Below are 17029 nucleotides of genomic sequence, written 5' to 3'. Positions count from 1 at the left end.
CCCAAGACTTTGTATCGGCATCCTCTTTTCCACGTTGCAGGACAACGGCATGGCACAGAGCGCGAGCTTCGCATCCGCCCCGGCCGCATCCGCTCGACCCGTGCCCAGCATGCGCAGGCCTTCATCGCGCAAGCGCCAGCCGTAGCGAAGAAGGCTGGCGGTGGCATCGCTCGCTCGGGGAAAAGTTTTCCGGTAGCCGCTCTAGGTGTGGAGCCTCAACAGGTTGTCCTCGGTTAGAGCGAGGCGACTGATAGGTTTTTGGACTTTAGGCTGCCATGTGGGCGATGCCAATTGTATCTGTGCAGCCAGACAGGCAGCTCGGCGGAACGGTGATCTGAAGTCGGATAGGCGATGGCATAGGCCCATTCGCGCAGCGCGGTCTGGATGAAGCGCTCGGCCTTGCCGTTGGTCTTGGGCGTGTAGGGTTTGGTGCGAATGTGCTTGAGGCAAGCTTGCGGCAGGCCTTGGCGAAGGCCTTCGACCTGTAGCAGGACCCGTTGTCGGTCATGACGCGCTCGACCACGATGCCCAAGCTGGCGTAGTAGGCGACCGCCGCCTTCAGGAAGGCGATAGCGCTCTCCTTCCTCTAGTCCGGCAAGACCTGCGAGAAGGCGACGCGCGAGGCGTCGTCGATGCAGACATGGACGAACTCCCCAGCCGACGCCGCGGCTGTTGGACTGGCCGACGCGATCGCCGGTGATGCGGTGGCCGACGCGCTCGAAGCGCCCGAGTTTCTTGATGTCGATGTGGATCATCTCGCTGGCTTCTCGCGCTCGTAGCGGCGCACCGGTTCGGCCGGTTCAGGCTGTGCGGTCCGAGAAGGGAGGAGGCCGGATGGCGGCCTTCCCGTCGAGTGGAGCAGGACCGGCACGACAAACTCTGTCAAAGTCACGGTGAACAGATATGAGGATATCCTTGGACGCGAAGCCGGACAGCCGCATACCGATCCCATGCGCTTGATCGTGCCTATGCTCCAGCGCTTCATGGCGACGGATGGCGGCTTCGCGAAAGCGAGAAAGCCTTAGCGTCGGACCGCCATGGGCGGCCGGTTCATGTCGCGTGCAATATCGTTTGCCGGGAGACAGTTTTCGAAGGCCGACCGGATTGCATCGAGAGACACCTCCATGGTGCTGGAAAGCGTCCTGCCTCTCTGCCAGATGGCCACGTAGTGATAGAGCGCAGATGGGTCGACCGGTCTTGCTTCCAATTCGAACGCTGAATACTCGCGTGCAATGATCTCGTTGGTGATGGATACGCCAAGGCCGGCCGAAACGAATCCAACCTCGTAGCCATTGGAGTCATATTCCACCAGTATGTCCGGCTCGACGCCGGCGAAGCGCAAGGCGTTGAAGTTCATCTGGTGCGACGCGAATTCCGGGTCGATGTCGACGATCGTTTCGCCTGCGAGGTCGCTGGCTTCGACACACGTCTGCCTTGAAAAGCGGTGCTTTGGATGAAAGATGCACACGTTGTGCGCCGAACCGATCGGCGCCCATTCAAACAGGCGAGGGTCCAAAGGCAGCCGAGAGATGCCAAGGTCGACTCGGCCGGACAGGATATGCTCGCCCACTTGGTGATAGTTTCCTGACAATTGATCGGACGCTCGAACCAGTCTTCGATCGGACTGTCGCGACGACCTTCGGCAAGGTCACGAAACCGAAGACCGCGGGTGCGGCAATCGCGATTTGTTGCCTCTCTTCGTTCTTCATCGCGAAGATCGACGCTTCCACGCGATCAAGGGATGTCAGCGCAAGTTCGACGTTGCGGAGGAGTTCCCACGCCTCTCGCGAAGGAAGGATGCGGTTGGTGGATCTCTCAAACAGCGTGATGCCGAGGAGCGCCTCGAGCTGCTTGATGTGCTGACTCACCGCCGGTTGGCTAATCCCGAGCGCGATAGCTGCTTGCCTCGTCGATCCGGCCCGCAGCACCGCGCGAAAGACCTGCAATTGTCGGAGCTTCAGGCCGCTCTGCAGCAACTCCATTTCGCGCCCTTCATAGGTTCGCATCTTTTGCAGGCGGAGGCGACAACGCCCTTCTTCCACGGGAACTATCCAGCGTTGGATCCCTAATCTCCCAAGGCTCAGATCTCGATGATATAAGGCATTCCAAACACCTTACAAGGTGTAAAATACACCTATAGGTGGCGGAGAAATCCGACCTGTCGATTGTGGACTCATGGTCAGTCCACGACAGATTCGAGCCGCGCGGGCATTGCTTGGTTGGTCGCAGCAGGAGCTTGCAGACAAAGCAATCGTATCGCTGAACGCGTTGGCCAGGTTGGAGAACGGAAAGGTGGACTCCCGGATCAGCACTCTACAAGCCATTGAGGCGGCGTTAACAAGAGCTGGCGTCGAATTCTTGTACGCTGGTCAAAAGGGTGAGGGTGTGCGGCTTCTAGATCCTCAGGCCTGACGGTGCAATTTCGTGGGACAAGGATTCAGTAAATCAAGCAGGATGGGACTACTCACGCGTTGTTTCGATTTTGTCGTCTCGGGAGCCGAAATGGGGCCGCCGTTCGAACGATATGCGTAGGCCGCTCGTCACCAGAAACTCACGGGCGCGATCCGTATCGCGCCTGCCGACATTCGACACCCAGTCCGAGAACAGGCGGACGGCACGCCGGTTCATATGTCGCGATGGGCAGACGAGCCAATATCCTGGAAACTCGATGACATCGAACTCGGTCGAAACGGGCACCAGGCTTCCCGCTGCAAGGTCCTCGAATGCAATCGAGGTGCTTTCCAGAACCACGCCCGCGCCGTCCTTTGCCAACTGGACTGACATGGAAGAACGGTCGAAACGATAGGGGTACGTCATTCGCGCACCCTGGATGCCGTTGCGTGGCAGCCAGTAATCCCAGCGGAAATAGGCCTTGACGCTGTCTATCAATCTGGCGTGACGAAGCTGTTGTCGCGGATCAGATGAAAGCGCCTGCAACTCGGCCAAATAGGATGGCGAACACATTGGCAAGATGAGATCGTTTACGACGCAGTCCGAATACAGGCCGGCCCAACCACCGTCGCCGTAACGCAGGTCGAGATCGATGACCTCCGTTTCGAAGTCGGAGAAGTTTGGCGTTGCGTCGACCCGCAAATTCCAGCTCGGAAACGCCTTGCTGAACTCGGCAAGCCGGGGGGCCAGCCACTTCTCGCCGAAGGAAGGGCTGACGCGAAGGCTGAGCTGAAAGGCCTCGCGCTGCCGCACGATGGAATTGCGAACCTCGCGGATGGATTCGAAGGCCTGAGTGGTCGTCTGATAGAGCCGTTCGCCGTCGATCGTCAGGGACAGGTGGCGTTTCTCGCGCTGGAACAGACGGACGCCAAGCTGGTGCTCCAGCAGCCGCAACTGCTGGCTGACGGCCGAAGGCGTGACCTGCAATTCCTGGGCAGCCTTTGCCACGCCGCCCAGGCGTGCAACAGCCTCGAAGTGAGCCATGGACTTGAATTTTAGGTCGGACATCGCTCTCAGCAGTTAAGCTCAGCTACACAAACAGTTAAGAAACGAGAATTGAGCCGGATGTCAATCGGTCGCATCATTCCTCAGGTCTCGGGAGGAGATGCAGGATGGAACCGGTCCAGAGCCTGGGCGGCGGCACAGTGGCCGCGGCCGGACAGGCATTCACCAGGGAGTCTTTGATCGAGGCTTCCAATGTCGAGAAGAGCTACGGCGCAACCCGTGTTCTGCGCGGTGTCGACTTTCAGGTCCGTTCCGGGGAAATTCACGCATTGCTGGGCGGCAACGGTGCCGGCAAGAGCACTCTTGTCCGCATCGTCACCGGTCTAACGCCTCGCGACGCCGGAGAGATCCGGTTTTCATCGGCGAAGACTAACAGCATCCATCCGATCATTGCCGTGGTCCACCAGGAACTGGCGTTGCTCCCCGAGCTCTCGGTCGCGGAGAATATCGGGATCGTGCATGCGAGGTCGGGTTTTTCACGGAGCAGCCATCGCCGTATGCGCGACGTTGCGCTGAACGCGCTCGATCTCATCGATCCGGCAATCGGGCGAGAGATTGTCGATCTTCCGGCGCGCAAGCTCTCTTTGCATGAAGGGCAGATCGTCGAGATCGCCCGTGCTCTTTCGACCGGTGCGGAGGTGTTGCTTCTCGACGAGCCCACCGCCAATTTGACCGCCGGTGAGACGGCCAAGCTGTTCTCCGTCCTGAAGCGACTGGTTCATGACGAGGGCATCGGCATCGTTTTCGTTTCGCACCGTATGAAGGAAATCCGCGAACTCTGCCATGTCTGCACTATTCTGCGGGACGGCATCACGGTGGTGAACGCTACCCCAGTTGCCTTGCTGAGCGATGCCGAGATCGTCCAGCAGATGGGGCAGCCGGCGCACGATGTGGCAGGACGGCTGAAGTCGAAGAAGGAGGTTCGCCAAGGCAGCCCAGTAGAGTTCTTGGGCCCGGACGATGCCAGGATGGAAATCTGGCCCGGCACCATACTAGGCCTTGCCGGCGCACCAGCGGGTCCGACCGGGCTGATCAATCCTCTGGTCGGTGCCGGCAGGGGTGCTGGCTGGCACGTCTCCGGCGAAGGTTTCAAAGGAAGCTTTTCATCGCCGTCGCAGGCGGCGCGCGCCGGCGTCGGCTTCATCTCGGGCGACCGGACGATGAAGGGGATACTCTCGCAGCTTCCGATCGTCGACAACGTGCTTGCCGCCCGCAGGGTTCGCGAAGGGCGGCAGATCGTTGGCGCGGCCGAAAGGCAGGAATGCCTTGATCTCGTCTCGGCACTGAAACTGAAGGCCGTTTCGATCTGGGATCTGCCGGCGTCGTTGTCCGGCGGCAACCAGCAGAAGCTTATCGTTGCCCGCTGGCTCGGCTTGCCCCTGCGTCTGGTGGTGCTGGAAGAGCCGACGCGCGGTGTCGACATCGGCACCAAGCACGACATCTATGCCCTGATCCGGCACATGGCGGACGCCGGCGCAATCATTGTCTGGTGGTCGACCGAAAACATCGAATTGCTCGAATTGTGCGACGCCATCTTCGCCTTCGACACCGATGGGCGCCCCAAAGGTTTCCTGTCCGAAGAGCGTTTCACCGAAGACGGGCTCGCGGAACTGACGGGGATGGCCGCATGACCGACGCAACCAACGGAAACGCGGCGGCCAAGAAGATCCGGACCACGACAACCCGCGCGCCTGGACTCTTGCTCTCCTATCGCACCGAGGCTGCGATTGCCGCCGCGATTGTCGCCCTGATGCTTGCCGTGGGCATGTTCGTGCCGGCCGCGCTCAGCATGGGCAATATGCAAAACATCATCCAGGCGGCAGCCCCGCTCATCATCATGTCGTTGGGCGTCTTCCTGGTCGTCCTCACGGGTGGTATCGACCTCTCGGTCGGTTCGGTCTTTTCCTTGACCGGAATGGTGACCGCTTTGGCGATGGCCAATGGCGCCGATGGCGTCACTGCCAGTATCGCCGGTCTGGCCGTCGGCCTGGTGTTCGGCTCCCTCAACGGGTTCCTCGTGACGGTCGTGCGACTGGCCCCCTTCGTCGTTACACTGATCACATACGCCGTTGCCGGCAGCCTTGCCTTCATCGTTACCAACGGCCGATCGATGCCGATCGGCGCGCCGGATTTTTGGCTCCTGAACTCCGGCGAACTCATCCCCTCGGTGCCCAACCATCTCCTGTTCTGCATCATCCTGATGGTGGTGCTGGAGTATGTGCTGCGCAAGGTCGTCCTGGGGCGTTGGTTCTATGCCGTGGGCTCGTCGGCAGTGGCTGCCCGGCTGCTCGGCATTCCGGTGCTGCGCATCAAACTCGCGGCCTATGTGATCTCCGGCTTGCTTGCCTCTTTCGCCGGGCTGCTGACGGTCAGCTACATCCTCAACGCCGAGGCCACGGCAGGGTCCAGCCTGATGCTGCAAGCGATTGCCGCTGTCGTGATCGGCGGAGCCAGTCTCTTTGGCGGGACGGGCAGCGCGATAGGGGCAGTGTTGGGTGCGCTCATGATCACCTGCATCCAGAACGGCGTGAACCTCATCGGCGTGAACAGCTTCTGGCAGGGGTCTGTTACGGGCGCCGCCATCCTGCTTGCGGTGCTGATCGACCGCTTTAGCAACAAGAACCGACTCTAGATCATCAACGGGAGGAACTAAGATGAAGACCAAGACAATCCTGCTTGCGGCAGTGGCAACCGCCTTGGCCAGCGCATCCTATGCGCAGGACAAGAAAACAGTTGCCTACATCGCCCCTTCGCTGGACATCTCATACTGGCAATGGGTGGGCTACGGCGTGAAGGAGAAGGCCAAGGAACTTGGCATGGACTATGTCGAGTACACCTCGGAGAACTCGCCGGCCAAGCAGATGGACAATGCAAGGACGGCCGTGACCAAGGGGGTGTCGGCCATCGTGATCGGTCCCGTCAGTTCCACCTCGACGCCGCCGCTCCTCGACTATCTGGCCAAGCAGAAGGTTCCGATCGCGTTCGCCGGCATCGGGCCGCAGCCGGGCCTCACCAACTACACGTCCTCGGTTACCGCGAACAATTACGACACCGGCAAGGCGCAAGGCAAATTCACCTGCGAACTCGCCAAGGAGCGTGGCGGCAACAAGGTGGGAATGCTGTCGCTGCCGCAGGACAGGGAGAACGCGCAGAAATATCTGAAGGGTGCCAAGGAAGCGTTCGCGGCGAATGGCTGCGATCTCGTCCAGATGCTCGAAACGCGCGGTCTTACAATAAACGAGGCTGTCACGCAGGCAAACGATCTGCTGACCGCCAATCCCGACATCAAGGCCATTTACGGCATGTATGACGAAGCCGGTTCGGGTGCCGCCAAGGTGGTAGAGACCCGCGGCCTGACCGGCAAGGTCGGTATCACGGTCGCAGATGGATCGCCGACCACCATCGCGCTGCTGAAGAAAGGGGCGATCCAGGGCATCTTCTTCCAGGAAGCGGTGGGCCAGGGCATCGATGGAACGCAGCAGGTCTACAATGCGCTGACAGGCGCGCCGGTGACCCAGGACCTGGCTCTGGTGATGCCGCTCGTCACCGCGGACAAAGTCGACAGCCCCGAGGCGCAGAAGGTCATCGCCCGCGTTTTCCCACCAAGCAATTGAGCATCACGAGAGTGGACCTGCCGGTCGACCGGCGGGTCCACGCCCCATCAAGGAGCAAAATCGTGACCGAACTGCCGTTCATCGATCCGCACCATCATTTGTGGGATCTGGAAACCCACTACTATCCTTGGCTCACAGACGGTGTGAAACCGGCGGCCTTCGGCGACTATGAGGCGATCCGCAAGAGCTATCTGCTGGACGATTATCTCGAAGACGCCAGGAACCAGAACCTGGTGAAATCAGTGCACCTGGATGTTGGGTTCGACCCTCGAGACCCGGTTGGGGAGACGCGCTGGTTGCAGGGGATCGCAGACAAGCGCGGCTTTCCGCATGGCATCGTCGGTTACGCCGACCTATCCAAAGCCGATGTCGGCGAACTTCTCGACCGGCATATGGAGTTTGCGAATTTCCGGGGCATCCGGCAGTCGATGAACTATCATCCGGACCCGGCCAAGACCTATCAGACTCGACCGGAAATCAGTCGGACGCCTGAATGGCGTCGAGGCTTCCGCGAACTGGGAAAACGCGGGCTGAGCTTCGACCTGCAGCTCTACTACCCGCAGATGGGCGAATTTCTAGAACTCGCGCGTTACTTTCCAGACGTCCAGATCATTCTCGATCACACGGGGATGCAGGTAGACGGCCCGGATCATTTCGACGCCTGGAAAAGGGGGATGCGGCAGTTGGCGCGGGCGCCGAATGTCGCCTGCAAAATTTCCGGGCTGGGCATGGGCGACTGGTCATGGACCACGGCGTCGATCCGCCCTTATGTCGAAGAAGCGATAGCGGCCTTCGGCGTCGAGCGCTCGATGTTCGCGACGAATTTTCCGGTCGACAAGCTGTTTTCGAGCTTCGACGCCATCGTGAACGCTTTCAAGGAAATCACGATCGCCTATCCGCACGAGGAGCGGCTCGCCTTGTTTCACGACAACGCTGCTCGCTTCTACCGGCTCTAGATCATCCACCGAGAGAACTGAAAGTGCAGGAGACTTCGACATGTTGCTGAAGGGCAAGTCCGCGGTTATTTCGGGCGCCGCGAGCCCTCGGGGAATTGGCCGTTCCACTGCGACGCTGATGGCGGAGCACGGGGCGCGCATTGCAATACTCGACCTTGATGAAGGGCAAGCGCGTGATGCCGCCGCGTCGCTCGGTGGCCAACATATCGGCCTCGCCTGCAATGTCACCGACCTCGACGCGTGCAGGAAGGCTGCCGCCGCGGTGAGCGAAGCCTTCGGCAGGGTCGACGTGCTCTGCAACAATGCCGGCGTAACGCAGCCGGTGAAGACGCTGGAGATCGGCCCGGCCGACTGGGACCGCGTCCTCGACGTCAATCTGCGCGGCGTCCTCTACCTCAGCCAGGCCTTCATCCCGCACATGCGCGACAATGGCGGCGGTTCGATCATCTGCATGTCGTCGGTTTCCGCGCAACGCGGCGGGGGCATCTTTGGCGGCCCGCACTATTCCGCCGCCAAGGCTGGCGTGCTCGGGCTGGCCAAGGCGATGGCGCGCGAGTTCGGCCCTGACGGCATCCGCGTCAATTGCCTGACCCCCGGCCTGATCCAGACCGACATCACCGGCGACAAGCTGACCGATAGTATGCGCGCCGACATCGTCAAGGGAATCCCGCTGAGCAGGCTTGGCGACGCGCGCGACGTGGCGGGGGCCTATCTGTTCCTGGCATCGGACCTAGCCAGCTACATCACCGGCGCGGTGATCGATGTGAATGGCGGGATGCTGATCCATGGTTGATGCGGCATCTGAAACCGAGATGCCTCGAGCCGGCAGCAATGTGGGCCTTGCTGAACGTGCCTATCGCATCCGCCGGCATGCCGTGCGCATGGGGGAAGTCCAGGGCCAGGGCTATGTCGGGCAGGCGTTGGGAGTGGCCGACGTGCTTGCCGTCGCCTACTTCCATGCCTTGCGCTACCGACCGGAGGACACTCTGTGGGAGGAACGCGACCGTTTCCTGCTGTCCATCGGCCATTATGCGATAGCGCTTTACGCGGCATTGATTGAAGCGGGCGTGCTGCCTGAAGAAGAGCTCGCAACCTACGGCACCGATGACAGCCGCATGCCGATGTCTGGCATGGCGGCGTACACGCCCGGCATGGAAATCACCGGCGGATCACTCGGCCACGGCCTCGGCATTGCGGTTGGCATGTGCCTGGGGCTGAAACGCAAGCGGAGCGACAGCCTCGTCTACAATCTCTTGTCCGACGGTGAGCTCGGAGAGGGCTCGACTTGGGAGGCGGCAATGTCGGCGGCCCACCATAGGCTCGACAATCTCATCGCCATCGTCGATTTCAACAACCAGCAGGCCGACGGTCCGTCGACGGCCATGCTGTCCTCCGAGCCGGTGACCGACAAATTCGAGGCGTTCGGCTGGCATGCGCAGCGCGTGGACGGCAACGATATCGACGCGGTGCGCGAAGCATTCGACTGCGCTCGCTCACTCAAGGAGCCGCGACCCCGTATGATCATCTGCGACACACGCATGGCGAAGGGCGTGCCTTTCCTGGAATCCCGCGACGTAACGCATTTCATTCGCGTCGAGCCGCATGAATGGGCGCTGGCGCTCGAAGCTCTGGAACAGGGACGTCCGCTGTGAGGTTGTCAAAATTCGAGCCGCGCTTCGCCGTGAACGAAAGAGAGCGCAAGACCACATCCGCGATGATCGCCTCGATCGCGCCGGATGGCGTTTTGACGCGCAACGCCCCATTCGGTCATACATTGGCCCGCCTGGCGCGTAGCAGATCGGAGATTGTCGGGCTGACGGCCGACCTCGGTAAATACACCGATCTCCATGTTTTCGCGCAGGAGCATCCGGACCGCTTTTATCAGATGGGCATGGCGGAGCAGGTGCTGATGAGTGCGGCTGCCGGCCTGGCGCGGGAAGGCTTCAAGCCCTTCGCGACGACCTATGCCGTCTTCGCCTCGCGTCGCGCCTATGATTTCATTTGCATGGCGATCGCCGAGGAGAATCTCGACGTCAAGATCGTCTGCGCGCTGCCGGGCTTGACCACGGGATATGGCCCCAGCCACCAGGCGACGGAGGACATCGCCATCTTTCGCGGCATGCCGAACCTGACCATCATAGATCCATGCGACGCACTCGACATCGAGCAGGCCACCGAAGCTATCGCGGACCATAAGGGACCCGTCTATATGCGGTTGCTGCGCGGCAAGGTTCCGGTCGTGCTCGACGATTACGACTACAGGTTCCAGATCGGAAAGGCGCGGCTGCTGCGCGAAGGCGAGGACGTGCTCTTCATTTCCAGCGGTCTGATGACTATGCGTGTCCTGGAGGCGGCAAAGGCGATGGAGGCAGACCGGATCGGCTGTGCGGTCCTGCACGTACCGACAATCAAGCCGCTCGATGCCGAGGCAATACTGTCCGTCGCGCGCAAGCCCGGGAGGTTGGTCGTCGTTGCTGAAAACCACACGATCATCGGTGGGCTCGGCGAAGGCGTTGCGGCTCTCCTCATGCGCGAAGGCGTGCACCCGGTCTTCCGGCAGATAGGCTTGCCGGACGAATTCCTCGATGCCGGTGCACTGCCGACCCTTCACGATCGATATGGGATATCAACGGCAGAGATCGTGGGGCGTGTCCGGGTGTGGTTGCAATAAATCCACCGCTTGACGGCCATAACCGCGTCTCGCGTCGGCGACTGTGGCGGATCAAGCCTTCTCCCGACGCACCGAGCGTGCTGAAACTGCGATGGCGATGAACGCCAGCAGGATGATTAGGAAGCTGCCGGTCAACGACCCGACATGGGCGATCAGGCCGAGCAAACCCGGCCCCAGCAGCAATCCGGCATATCCCATCGTTGTCACGATAGACATTGCGCGAGCGGCCGATGTGCCTCCCGCGCGTCCAGCGGCTGCAAAAAGGGTCGGCACGACGTTGGCAAGGCCAAGACCGCACACCGCGAGCGCAACCAGAACAACGGGAAGATTGCCGCCCATCAGGATCAGTACGAGCACTGAACCCGCGCAGATCATTGTGCAATAGCTCAACATCGTCATCTGACCGATGCTGTTTGCGATGAAGTCACCAAACAGGCGGCCTGTTGCCATCATGGTTGCAAATGCCGCGAAGCCATAGGCGCCTGTGCTTTCTGCGCCGCCGGATCGCGTCACGATGTATATGGCGCTCCAATCCATCATCCCGCCCTCGGCGAGCATCCCCAGGAATGCGAGGCCGCCAAGCAGGTAGAGATGGTTCGTCAAAGCGCTGTCGAACTTGCCGTCCGTCGCCTCTGTCGCGTCCGCAGGGCCGTCTAACCGGGCTGCATTGTTCCACCCCGTGCAAGCGACAAGTGCGACTGCCGCCACACCGGCCCCCGTGACGCCAAGGCATACGCTCAAAGCGCCACCGTGGGACAGTATTTGACCGACCACAAACGCGCCGGCCAAGCTCCCGAAACTGAACACGGCATGAAACGACGACATCACCTGCCGGCGCATGCGACGCTCCAATGCCGAGGCATCGATATTCATCGAAACGTCGAGCGTTCCAAACCCGGCCCCCGCAAGGAACACAATCGCCGCCAGCGGCCAGGCGTCCCCGACATAGGGCAGGGCCGTCAGGGTTGCCCCAAACGTGATCGATCCCACCAGGCTTAGTACGCTGCTCGGGACAATCGCTATCAAGCGGGCGATATTGGTCATCATCAAAATGGCGCCGAGAGCAAAGCAGATCAGGACTAGCCCGAGTTGCCCTTTGTCCAGATTCATTTGAATGCTGAGGACCGGAAGGGAGGAGGCCCAGGCCCCGATCCCGATGCCGCCGCCGAGGAAGAACAGACTGCAAAAGAAGCGGCTGCGTCGGATGCCTTGGGAAATCGTCGAGACATCGTTCACTATCGTAGGCCTCTGGTCTGCATGTCATCATCACCGGCGTGCTGGCCAGCGAGCGCGTGAGGCTGGTCCTCGGGGCGGAGCCGCGTTCCTACTTGCCCTGTTGGATAAAGTTCGCGGTCCTCTCGCCGATCATGATGCACACAGCATTGGGGTTGCCGGATATCAGCGTTGGCATGACCGAAGCATCCGCCACGCGGAGTCCTTCGATACCGTGGACGCGAAGCTCGGAATCAACGACGGCCATGCCGTCCTTGCCCATCCGGCAGGTGCCGGCGGGATGCAGCGCCGGATGCGCGACCTCCTGGCAGAACTTTCTCACCTGGAGTGGCGTCGCTGTGCCCGCGGACGGGATCTGCCTTGAGGCAATGTAGCGGCGGATGGCGGGCTGCTCCATGATCTCGAACGCGCCCATCGTGCCTTCAGCCACGGCATCGAGATCGTAGGTGTCGGAAAAATATCGCGGTGCAACGCGTGGATTATCGTAGGGATCGGCGCTTCTCAGCGTCACTTCCCCTCGAGACCGCGGCCTGATCTGCCCAAGATTGATGGTGCAGCCATTCCCACCCGGGACGGCGTCGACGCCTTCCTCGATGCCGGCTCCCACGACCATGAAGTATTGCACATCCGGGATGGCCTCGCTTGTATTGCCCCACCAGAACGCTCCCCCTTCGATGAGGTTCGACGAAGCGGGACCATCCCTGAACAGGAGGTAGTTCAGACCGGCAGCGGCCTTCCAGTGCGGCTTCTTGTATTTGTCGTAGCTGTGGGGTCCGTTCAACTGATAGACGAGAGATATCTCGATATGGTCCTGGAGGTTCTGCCCGACGCCCGGCAGGTCAGCAACAACAGGAATGCCATGTTCGCGCAGAGCGCCGGCGGGCCCAATTCCCGACAACATCAGCAATTTCGGCGAGGCAATCGCACCCGCCGACAGGATCACTTCGCGACTGGCCATAACCACCCATTTGCGGCCTTTTGCTACGTACTCCACACCGACGGCACGCCCCTTCTCGACGATTATTCGCGTGACAGTGGAACCTGTTCGAATCTGTAAGTTGGATCTGTGCCGGGCGGGCTTGATGAAGGCCGTTGCGGCGCTGCTTCGCCGATTATTTTTGGCGGTGATCTGGTAAAGACCGCAGCCGGCCTGGTCGCCCGAATTGAAGTCCGGATTATAGGGCAGCCCGGCCTGCTGACACGCCTGCAGCCAGGCACGTGTGAGGGGGTGGATGTGGTCGATGTCGGAAACGCCTAGCGGTCCGCCCACCGCGTGAGCCTGATTGCAGAAACGGTTGTTGTCTTCGGAACGCAGAAAGAAGGGCAGTACATCGGCGTAGTTCCAGCCATCCGCACCGAGCGCTTCCCACCGCGCATAGTCGGACGGAGCGCCGCGGATATAGATCATCGCGTTGACTGAACTGCCGCCGCCCAGCACCCGGGCCTGCACCATGGTCGGCTGCTCGCTTCGCGATTGGCTTGAGGTCGGTTCCCAGGCAATTCGTTTCAGGAGCGATCCTTGAGCAGTCTTGTAGTAGGCACCCGGTATATGGATGTAAGGATTGAAGTCGCGCGGCCCCTCCTCCAACAGGAAGACCGAGGCATCGGGATTTTCCGAAAGCCGCGAGGCAATCACGCAGCCAGTCGAGCCGCCGCCAATGACGATGTAGTCACATTTGGTTTGCATCACTTCTTCCTGCGGACGTATGCCCCAGAGAGCCGAGCCATGCGATGTCATCGGTCATATCCTAAAAAGCGGCCCCGGTTTCAGGGCCAGGGCGCCGCCGTCAATGTTCGATTCACTGCGGCGAACCTCGACAATGCCGAGGCATCGGCCGCTAGTAGGCAAACATCGGGCATCGCTGACAAGTTCGCAGGATGGCGAACTTAGACGCAACATGACGCGCCGGGAGAGGCGTCGCTCCTTGGCTCAGGCATGGACGCCCGGCAGGTTTGGCCGTCCGGGGCGATGGTTGGAAAGCAGATGGCGCCAGTGCCAGTATCGCGGGTATGAAGGCCTTCGCAGGGCGACGCATAATGGGCGTCAGGTCACGACAAGAATCGTCACAACGCGCACTTCTTCCAACTGCCGCATTGTGGTCTGGTATGGCGAAAGTCACCCTCAGGATGGACCAAAACCGTGCCCAACCAAACGAGAGATCTTTCGTTTGCCGATGACTTCATCTTGGCCAAACTCGTGGAGGATGTCCGCGACTATGCCGTTGAAGACGCGGTCGTTGTGAACATCAGCCCCAGCGCCATGATCACCGGGGACGAGCATCCGGCAATCGTGCCCGCCTGGAAGTCGACATGGCTGAAGGGCGGACAAATCAAGTCCGCGGACCGAGCGGCTATCCTCAAAGTGCGAAAAGCTACCAATCTTGGCGGCTGCATGTTTCGCGGTTGGGACTGGCTCGGCAATCGCATCAAGAGCTTTCCGCGCGATACGCCGCTGTTCATTTCGTCGCAGGATGAGATCGGTACGGTGTCGACCGACCCGCTGGTCTTCACCAATGAACGTGCCGCCCCAGGATCGCCGCAGACGTTTACCCTCAAGCTGAACCTGTGGTGGTCGCCGGGCGATACGGACTGCTTCATCCACAACGAGCACCCTTTCCTGGAAACGCATACCCAGATCCACGGCAGCGGACGCATGCAGAAGTTTCGACTGCGCGACGAAGCCACGATTTACGAAGACGTGGTTATGCCTGTCGGATATTCGCACGACCCATTTTGCCGGGTTACCGGCAAGAACCAGTGGACCTACCCCTGGCATCGCTACTACGCGGATACCGACTCGGTCTGGCTGGCCATAGAACTTCATCCCTGACAGCTGACAAAGGCCGTGCTTACTCACCAGCCTTCCAATTCCGTCGCGACCCTGGATCAGCCATGTCTCCGTCGGCCATTCCAGGCTGGATCCTGCATAGGGGCCGACCGCCACTGCGTTGGATCGTGCCCAGGCTGGTGGCAGGCTCTCGGGCTTAAGCGTGGATATGATCAGAGCGGCGCACCGCTTGGCACGCAACTGTAAGTGAAAGGAAGCACTGATGAAACTCGACAGCTTACTCGTTGAGGGCACGGACAATGGCGACGCGACAGTCAAGGGCGATCTGGTGCGGTTGCGTGCCAACGGAAAGACCGATTGGTTCTTCGCACCAGGGGGCAAAAGCCGGATGGCAAATGTCACGCGACTGGTGGGCGAGGTCGAAGACAAGCATTTTGCATTGTCTGCAAAGGTATCCGTCGAATTCGCCTCCCCCTTTGACGGTGGCGCCCTCTTCATCGAGTGCGACGGCGACAACTGGGCGAAGATCGCCTTCGAGTTCTCTGCCGCGCGCAAGCCGACCATCCTCAGCGTGGTTACGCGCACGACGTCCGACGATTCTGACGGTCCAGCCTATCCCGGCGACCATGTGTGGTTGCGCATCTACAGCGATGGGGAAGCAATCGCCCTCCATTTTTCGGCCGACGGCAAATATTGGAACTTCCTGCGCTGGTTCACCCTGCCTGGCATTGCAAGGCGACCCGTCCATATCGGCATGGGGGTTCAATCGCCCACGGGCGAGGGGACGACCGCTGTCTTCTCGGACATCAAACTTTCCGTCGGCAAGATCGATGATCTGCGCAACGGACAATAGTCGAGCCGGCACTCATTGACGATGCCCGGCCGTCATCTGCAACGGCCCGGTTCCTACTTCGATCGGTTCTCGAATAGTGCGCGTCATCATCGCGGCGGCGGTTGCTTGTCGGCTGGTTGATAACACCAGCGGACCCGCACAGCCGGCCGCCGCGACTTCCTGTAGGAGCAAGTGCGGGCGCGGGGCTTCGTTCATATCCTGGCGCGAACGGCATCGCGTCGGCGACATCGCGGGCGGTGGCCCGGACCGTGACGTCGTCTCGTTTTCCCTCGCCTGCTTCCAGTTTGGCATTCTGGTGCAGAGCCCCGCAAAGCGGATCCAGGCCAACGGAAGCCGGCAATCGTCCGCGTTCACGCCTTGCAATGAACAAAAGACCGGCGATCCGCCTCGATAGCCGACCATCCGAGGCCTTCAACAACCTGGCTGCGAAAATGTCGTTCGAGCCCGCTGCGCAAAACGCTCTTGACAAGCGAGGCGCTTCACGGGATGTTCATTCAGTAATAGTGACTTTCACTGAATGAAATAAGGATTGGCAATGACGACTGTGCTTCAAAAGGACGAGATCAAGGGGATCATCCCCCCGCTCGTTTCGACCTTCAAACCCGATGGTGATCTGGACCTTGACCTGTTCAAGGGCGAACTGAAGTTCATGGAGAGCGCGGGCATCAGGCTCGCCGTGGTCGGCGGCAGCACCGGTTCAGGGGACGAACTCTCCGCCGAAGAACTCGGCATCCTGGTGGAGACCGCAACAACCTGTAGCAAGCTGCGCGTCATCGCCGGGATAATCACGACCACCACTCGCGACGCGATAAAGCGTGGTCAAATCGCCAAGCAGAACGGCGCCTGCGCTCTCATGCTTGGACCGCCCATCTACAATACCCCGTCCGGGGATGGGCTGGACAAGTTCATCCAGGATGTCGGGGCGGCGACCTCGCTTCCCATCATCTACTACAATCATTTCTTCAACCCGCCGGCCGTCATGCAGCGCATTGCCAAGCTGCCCGAGGTCATCTGTGTGAAGGAAGTGGCGCTGGAGCCCGTGACGGAGCTGGTCCAGACCGTCGGAGACCGGGTTGTCATCGCCGCTGGTGCCGACAGCGTGAATATTGCGAGCTTCCTGTTCGGGGCAAAGGCCTCGATTTCCGGCATCAACAGCGTCATCCCGAAGCAATATGTGGAGATCCATGCCGCGCATGCAGCGGGCGACTACGCGCTCGGCCGCAGACTCACGGACAAGATCGCACCGCTCGCCCGCGAAATGACCAAGGGCGTGAATTTCCCCGCCCGCATCAAGTTCGCGATCAATGCCCTGGGCCGCAAGGTGGGTGAACCGCGCCTGCCGAATGGCAACCTGGCCAAGGAGGATCAGGACAACATCATCAAGGCGCTCAAGCATGCCGGACTGCTTGCCTGAGCCGGGATCGGCTGGGGCTGCCCGTCCGGTGGTCGATTAAACCA

General features: G+C 60.7%; 16 protein-coding genes and 3 pseudogenes. 13 read left to right on the top strand and 6 right to left on the bottom strand.

The window, feature by feature from the left end; genetic code table 11:
• Positions 1–9 precede the first annotated feature (9 nt).
• Positions 10–212, top strand: a pseudogene (locus tag EN786_RS38455) (hypothetical protein); the annotation flags it as partial.
• On the opposite strand, the pseudogene EN786_RS00535 reads toward EN786_RS38455, so the two are convergent.
• Positions 202–802 (bottom strand): annotated as a pseudogene (locus EN786_RS00535) (IS481 family transposase); the annotation flags it as partial. The pseudogenes EN786_RS38455 and EN786_RS00535 overlap by 11 nt on opposite strands.
• 91 nt (positions 803–893) lie before the next feature.
• Between EN786_RS00535 and EN786_RS00530 the strand changes: the two are divergent.
• A pseudogene (locus EN786_RS00530) lies at positions 894–1025 on the top strand (DUF2274 domain-containing protein); the annotation flags it as partial.
• On the opposite strand, the gene EN786_RS39415 reads toward EN786_RS00530, so the two are convergent.
• Both EN786_RS39415 and EN786_RS39410 read right to left on the bottom strand, forming a co-directional pair.
• Positions 1022–1570 (bottom strand): LysR substrate-binding domain-containing protein, encoded by a 549-nt coding sequence (locus EN786_RS39415; RefSeq protein ID WP_348642207.1) that lies wholly within the window; start codon positions 1568–1570, stop codon positions 1022–1024. The pseudogene EN786_RS00530 and the gene EN786_RS39415 overlap by 4 nt on opposite strands.
• Positions 1497–2042: a LysR family transcriptional regulator gene (locus tag EN786_RS39410; protein WP_348642206.1), complete on the bottom strand. Its 546-nt coding sequence runs from the start codon at positions 2040–2042 to the stop codon at positions 1497–1499. The genes EN786_RS39415 and EN786_RS39410 overlap by 74 nt, the downstream gene beginning before the upstream one ends.
• 133 nt (positions 2043–2175) lie before the next feature.
• On the opposite strand from EN786_RS39410, the gene EN786_RS00520 reads away from it, so the two are divergent.
• Positions 2176–2412, top strand: coding sequence for a helix-turn-helix domain-containing protein (locus tag EN786_RS00520; RefSeq protein WP_127308828.1), 237 nt, complete (start codon positions 2176–2178; stop codon positions 2410–2412).
• Between the two features lie 48 nt (positions 2413–2460).
• Here the strand turns inward: EN786_RS00520 and EN786_RS00515 are convergent, their stop codons facing one another.
• Complete coding sequence (locus EN786_RS00515; RefSeq protein WP_127308829.1) at positions 2461–3459, bottom strand: LysR substrate-binding domain-containing protein; 999 nt, start codon at positions 3457–3459, stop codon at positions 2461–2463.
• Between the two features lie 104 nt (positions 3460–3563).
• On the opposite strand from EN786_RS00515, the gene EN786_RS00510 reads away from it, so the two are divergent.
• The 7 genes from EN786_RS00510 (at position 3564) to EN786_RS00480 (ending at position 10697) form a co-directional block, all read left to right on the top strand.
• Positions 3564–5087: a sugar ABC transporter ATP-binding protein gene (locus tag EN786_RS00510; RefSeq protein ID WP_127308830.1), complete on the top strand. Its 1524-nt coding sequence runs from the start codon at positions 3564–3566 to the stop codon at positions 5085–5087.
• Positions 5084–6088 carry an ABC transporter permease gene (locus tag EN786_RS00505; RefSeq protein ID WP_127308831.1) on the top strand — a complete coding sequence of 335 codons (1005 nt, stop codon included), beginning with the start codon at positions 5084–5086 and terminating at the stop codon, positions 6086–6088. Before EN786_RS00510 ends, EN786_RS00505 begins: the two co-directional genes overlap by 4 nt.
• Before the next feature lie 22 nt (positions 6089–6110).
• Positions 6111–7070, top strand: a complete 960-nt coding sequence (locus EN786_RS00500) for a substrate-binding domain-containing protein (RefSeq protein WP_127308832.1) — start codon at positions 6111–6113, stop codon at positions 7068–7070.
• A gap of 62 nt (positions 7071–7132) precedes the next feature.
• The gene (locus EN786_RS00495; protein ID WP_127308833.1) at positions 7133–8026 is read left to right on the top strand and encodes an amidohydrolase; all 894 of its coding nucleotides are present in this window, start codon (positions 7133–7135) and stop codon (positions 8024–8026) included.
• Between the two features lie 40 nt (positions 8027–8066).
• Positions 8067–8819: an SDR family NAD(P)-dependent oxidoreductase gene (locus EN786_RS00490; protein ID WP_127308834.1), complete on the top strand. Its 753-nt coding sequence runs from the start codon at positions 8067–8069 to the stop codon at positions 8817–8819.
• Positions 8812–9678 (top strand): transketolase, encoded by an 867-nt coding sequence (locus EN786_RS00485; protein ID WP_127308835.1) that lies wholly within the window; start codon positions 8812–8814, stop codon positions 9676–9678. Before EN786_RS00490 ends, EN786_RS00485 begins: the two co-directional genes overlap by 8 nt.
• Before the next feature lie 62 nt (positions 9679–9740).
• Positions 9741–10697, top strand: coding sequence for a transketolase family protein (locus EN786_RS00480; RefSeq protein ID WP_245478092.1), 957 nt, complete (start codon positions 9741–9743; stop codon positions 10695–10697).
• A 51-nt stretch (positions 10698–10748) separates the two neighbouring features.
• On the opposite strand, the gene EN786_RS00475 is transcribed toward EN786_RS00480, so the two are convergent.
• On the bottom strand, positions 10749–11933 hold the full coding sequence (locus tag EN786_RS00475; RefSeq protein ID WP_187331427.1) for an MFS transporter: 1185 nt from the start codon (positions 11931–11933) through the stop codon (positions 10749–10751).
• An 88-nt stretch (positions 11934–12021) separates the two neighbouring features.
• Positions 12022–13617, bottom strand: a complete 1596-nt coding sequence (locus tag EN786_RS00470; RefSeq protein ID WP_245478098.1) for a GMC family oxidoreductase N-terminal domain-containing protein — start codon at positions 13615–13617, stop codon at positions 12022–12024.
• Between the two features lie 498 nt (positions 13618–14115).
• On the opposite strand from EN786_RS00470, the gene EN786_RS00465 reads away from it, so the two are divergent.
• From EN786_RS00465 to EN786_RS00455, 3 genes are all read left to right on the top strand, one after another.
• A complete protein-coding gene (locus EN786_RS00465) occupies positions 14116–14760 on the top strand; it encodes a hypothetical protein (RefSeq protein WP_245478093.1) in 645 nt (214 codons plus the stop codon).
• Between the two features lie 220 nt (positions 14761–14980).
• Positions 14981–15571 carry a DUF1349 domain-containing protein gene (locus tag EN786_RS00460; protein WP_127308840.1) on the top strand — a complete coding sequence of 197 codons (591 nt, stop codon included), beginning with the start codon at positions 14981–14983 and terminating at the stop codon, positions 15569–15571.
• Between the two features lie 535 nt (positions 15572–16106).
• Positions 16107–16985, top strand: coding sequence for a dihydrodipicolinate synthase family protein (locus tag EN786_RS00455; RefSeq protein WP_127308841.1), 879 nt, complete (start codon positions 16107–16109; stop codon positions 16983–16985).
• Positions 16986–17029 lie beyond the last annotated feature (44 nt).

The organism is Mesorhizobium sp. M4B.F.Ca.ET.143.01.1.1, from assembly GCF_004792275.1.
In the GTDB taxonomy this organism is placed as follows: domain Bacteria; phylum Pseudomonadota; class Alphaproteobacteria; order Rhizobiales; family Rhizobiaceae; genus Mesorhizobium; species Mesorhizobium abyssinicae.
The sequence above is the reverse complement of the archived record's forward strand: the minus strand, read 5'-3'. Positions and strand labels throughout refer to the sequence as shown.

Coding starts and splice junctions, on each gene's coding strand:
- EN786_RS00520 (WP_127308828.1), top strand. CDS start 2,176: ATGGTCAGTCCACGACAGATTCGAGCCGCGCGGGCATTGCTTGGTTGG.
- EN786_RS00455 (WP_127308841.1), top strand. CDS start 16,107: ATGACGACTGTGCTTCAAAAGGACGAGATCAAGGGGATCATCCCCCCG.
- EN786_RS00470 (WP_245478098.1), bottom strand. CDS start 13,617: ATGCAAACCAAATGTGACTACATCGTCATTGGCGGCGGCTCGACTGGC.
- EN786_RS00490 (WP_127308834.1), top strand. CDS start 8,067: ATGTTGCTGAAGGGCAAGTCCGCGGTTATTTCGGGCGCCGCGAGCCCT.
- EN786_RS00485 (WP_127308835.1), top strand. CDS start 8,812: ATGGTTGATGCGGCATCTGAAACCGAGATGCCTCGAGCCGGCAGCAAT.
- EN786_RS00460 (WP_127308840.1), top strand. CDS start 14,981: ATGAAACTCGACAGCTTACTCGTTGAGGGCACGGACAATGGCGACGCG.
- EN786_RS00500 (WP_127308832.1), top strand. CDS start 6,111: ATGAAGACCAAGACAATCCTGCTTGCGGCAGTGGCAACCGCCTTGGCC.
- EN786_RS00480 (WP_245478092.1), top strand. CDS start 9,741: ATGATCGCCTCGATCGCGCCGGATGGCGTTTTGACGCGCAACGCCCCA.
- EN786_RS00505 (WP_127308831.1), top strand. CDS start 5,084: ATGACCGACGCAACCAACGGAAACGCGGCGGCCAAGAAGATCCGGACC.
- EN786_RS00510 (WP_127308830.1), top strand. CDS start 3,564: ATGGAACCGGTCCAGAGCCTGGGCGGCGGCACAGTGGCCGCGGCCGGA.
- EN786_RS00515 (WP_127308829.1), bottom strand. CDS start 3,459: ATGTCCGACCTAAAATTCAAGTCCATGGCTCACTTCGAGGCTGTTGCA.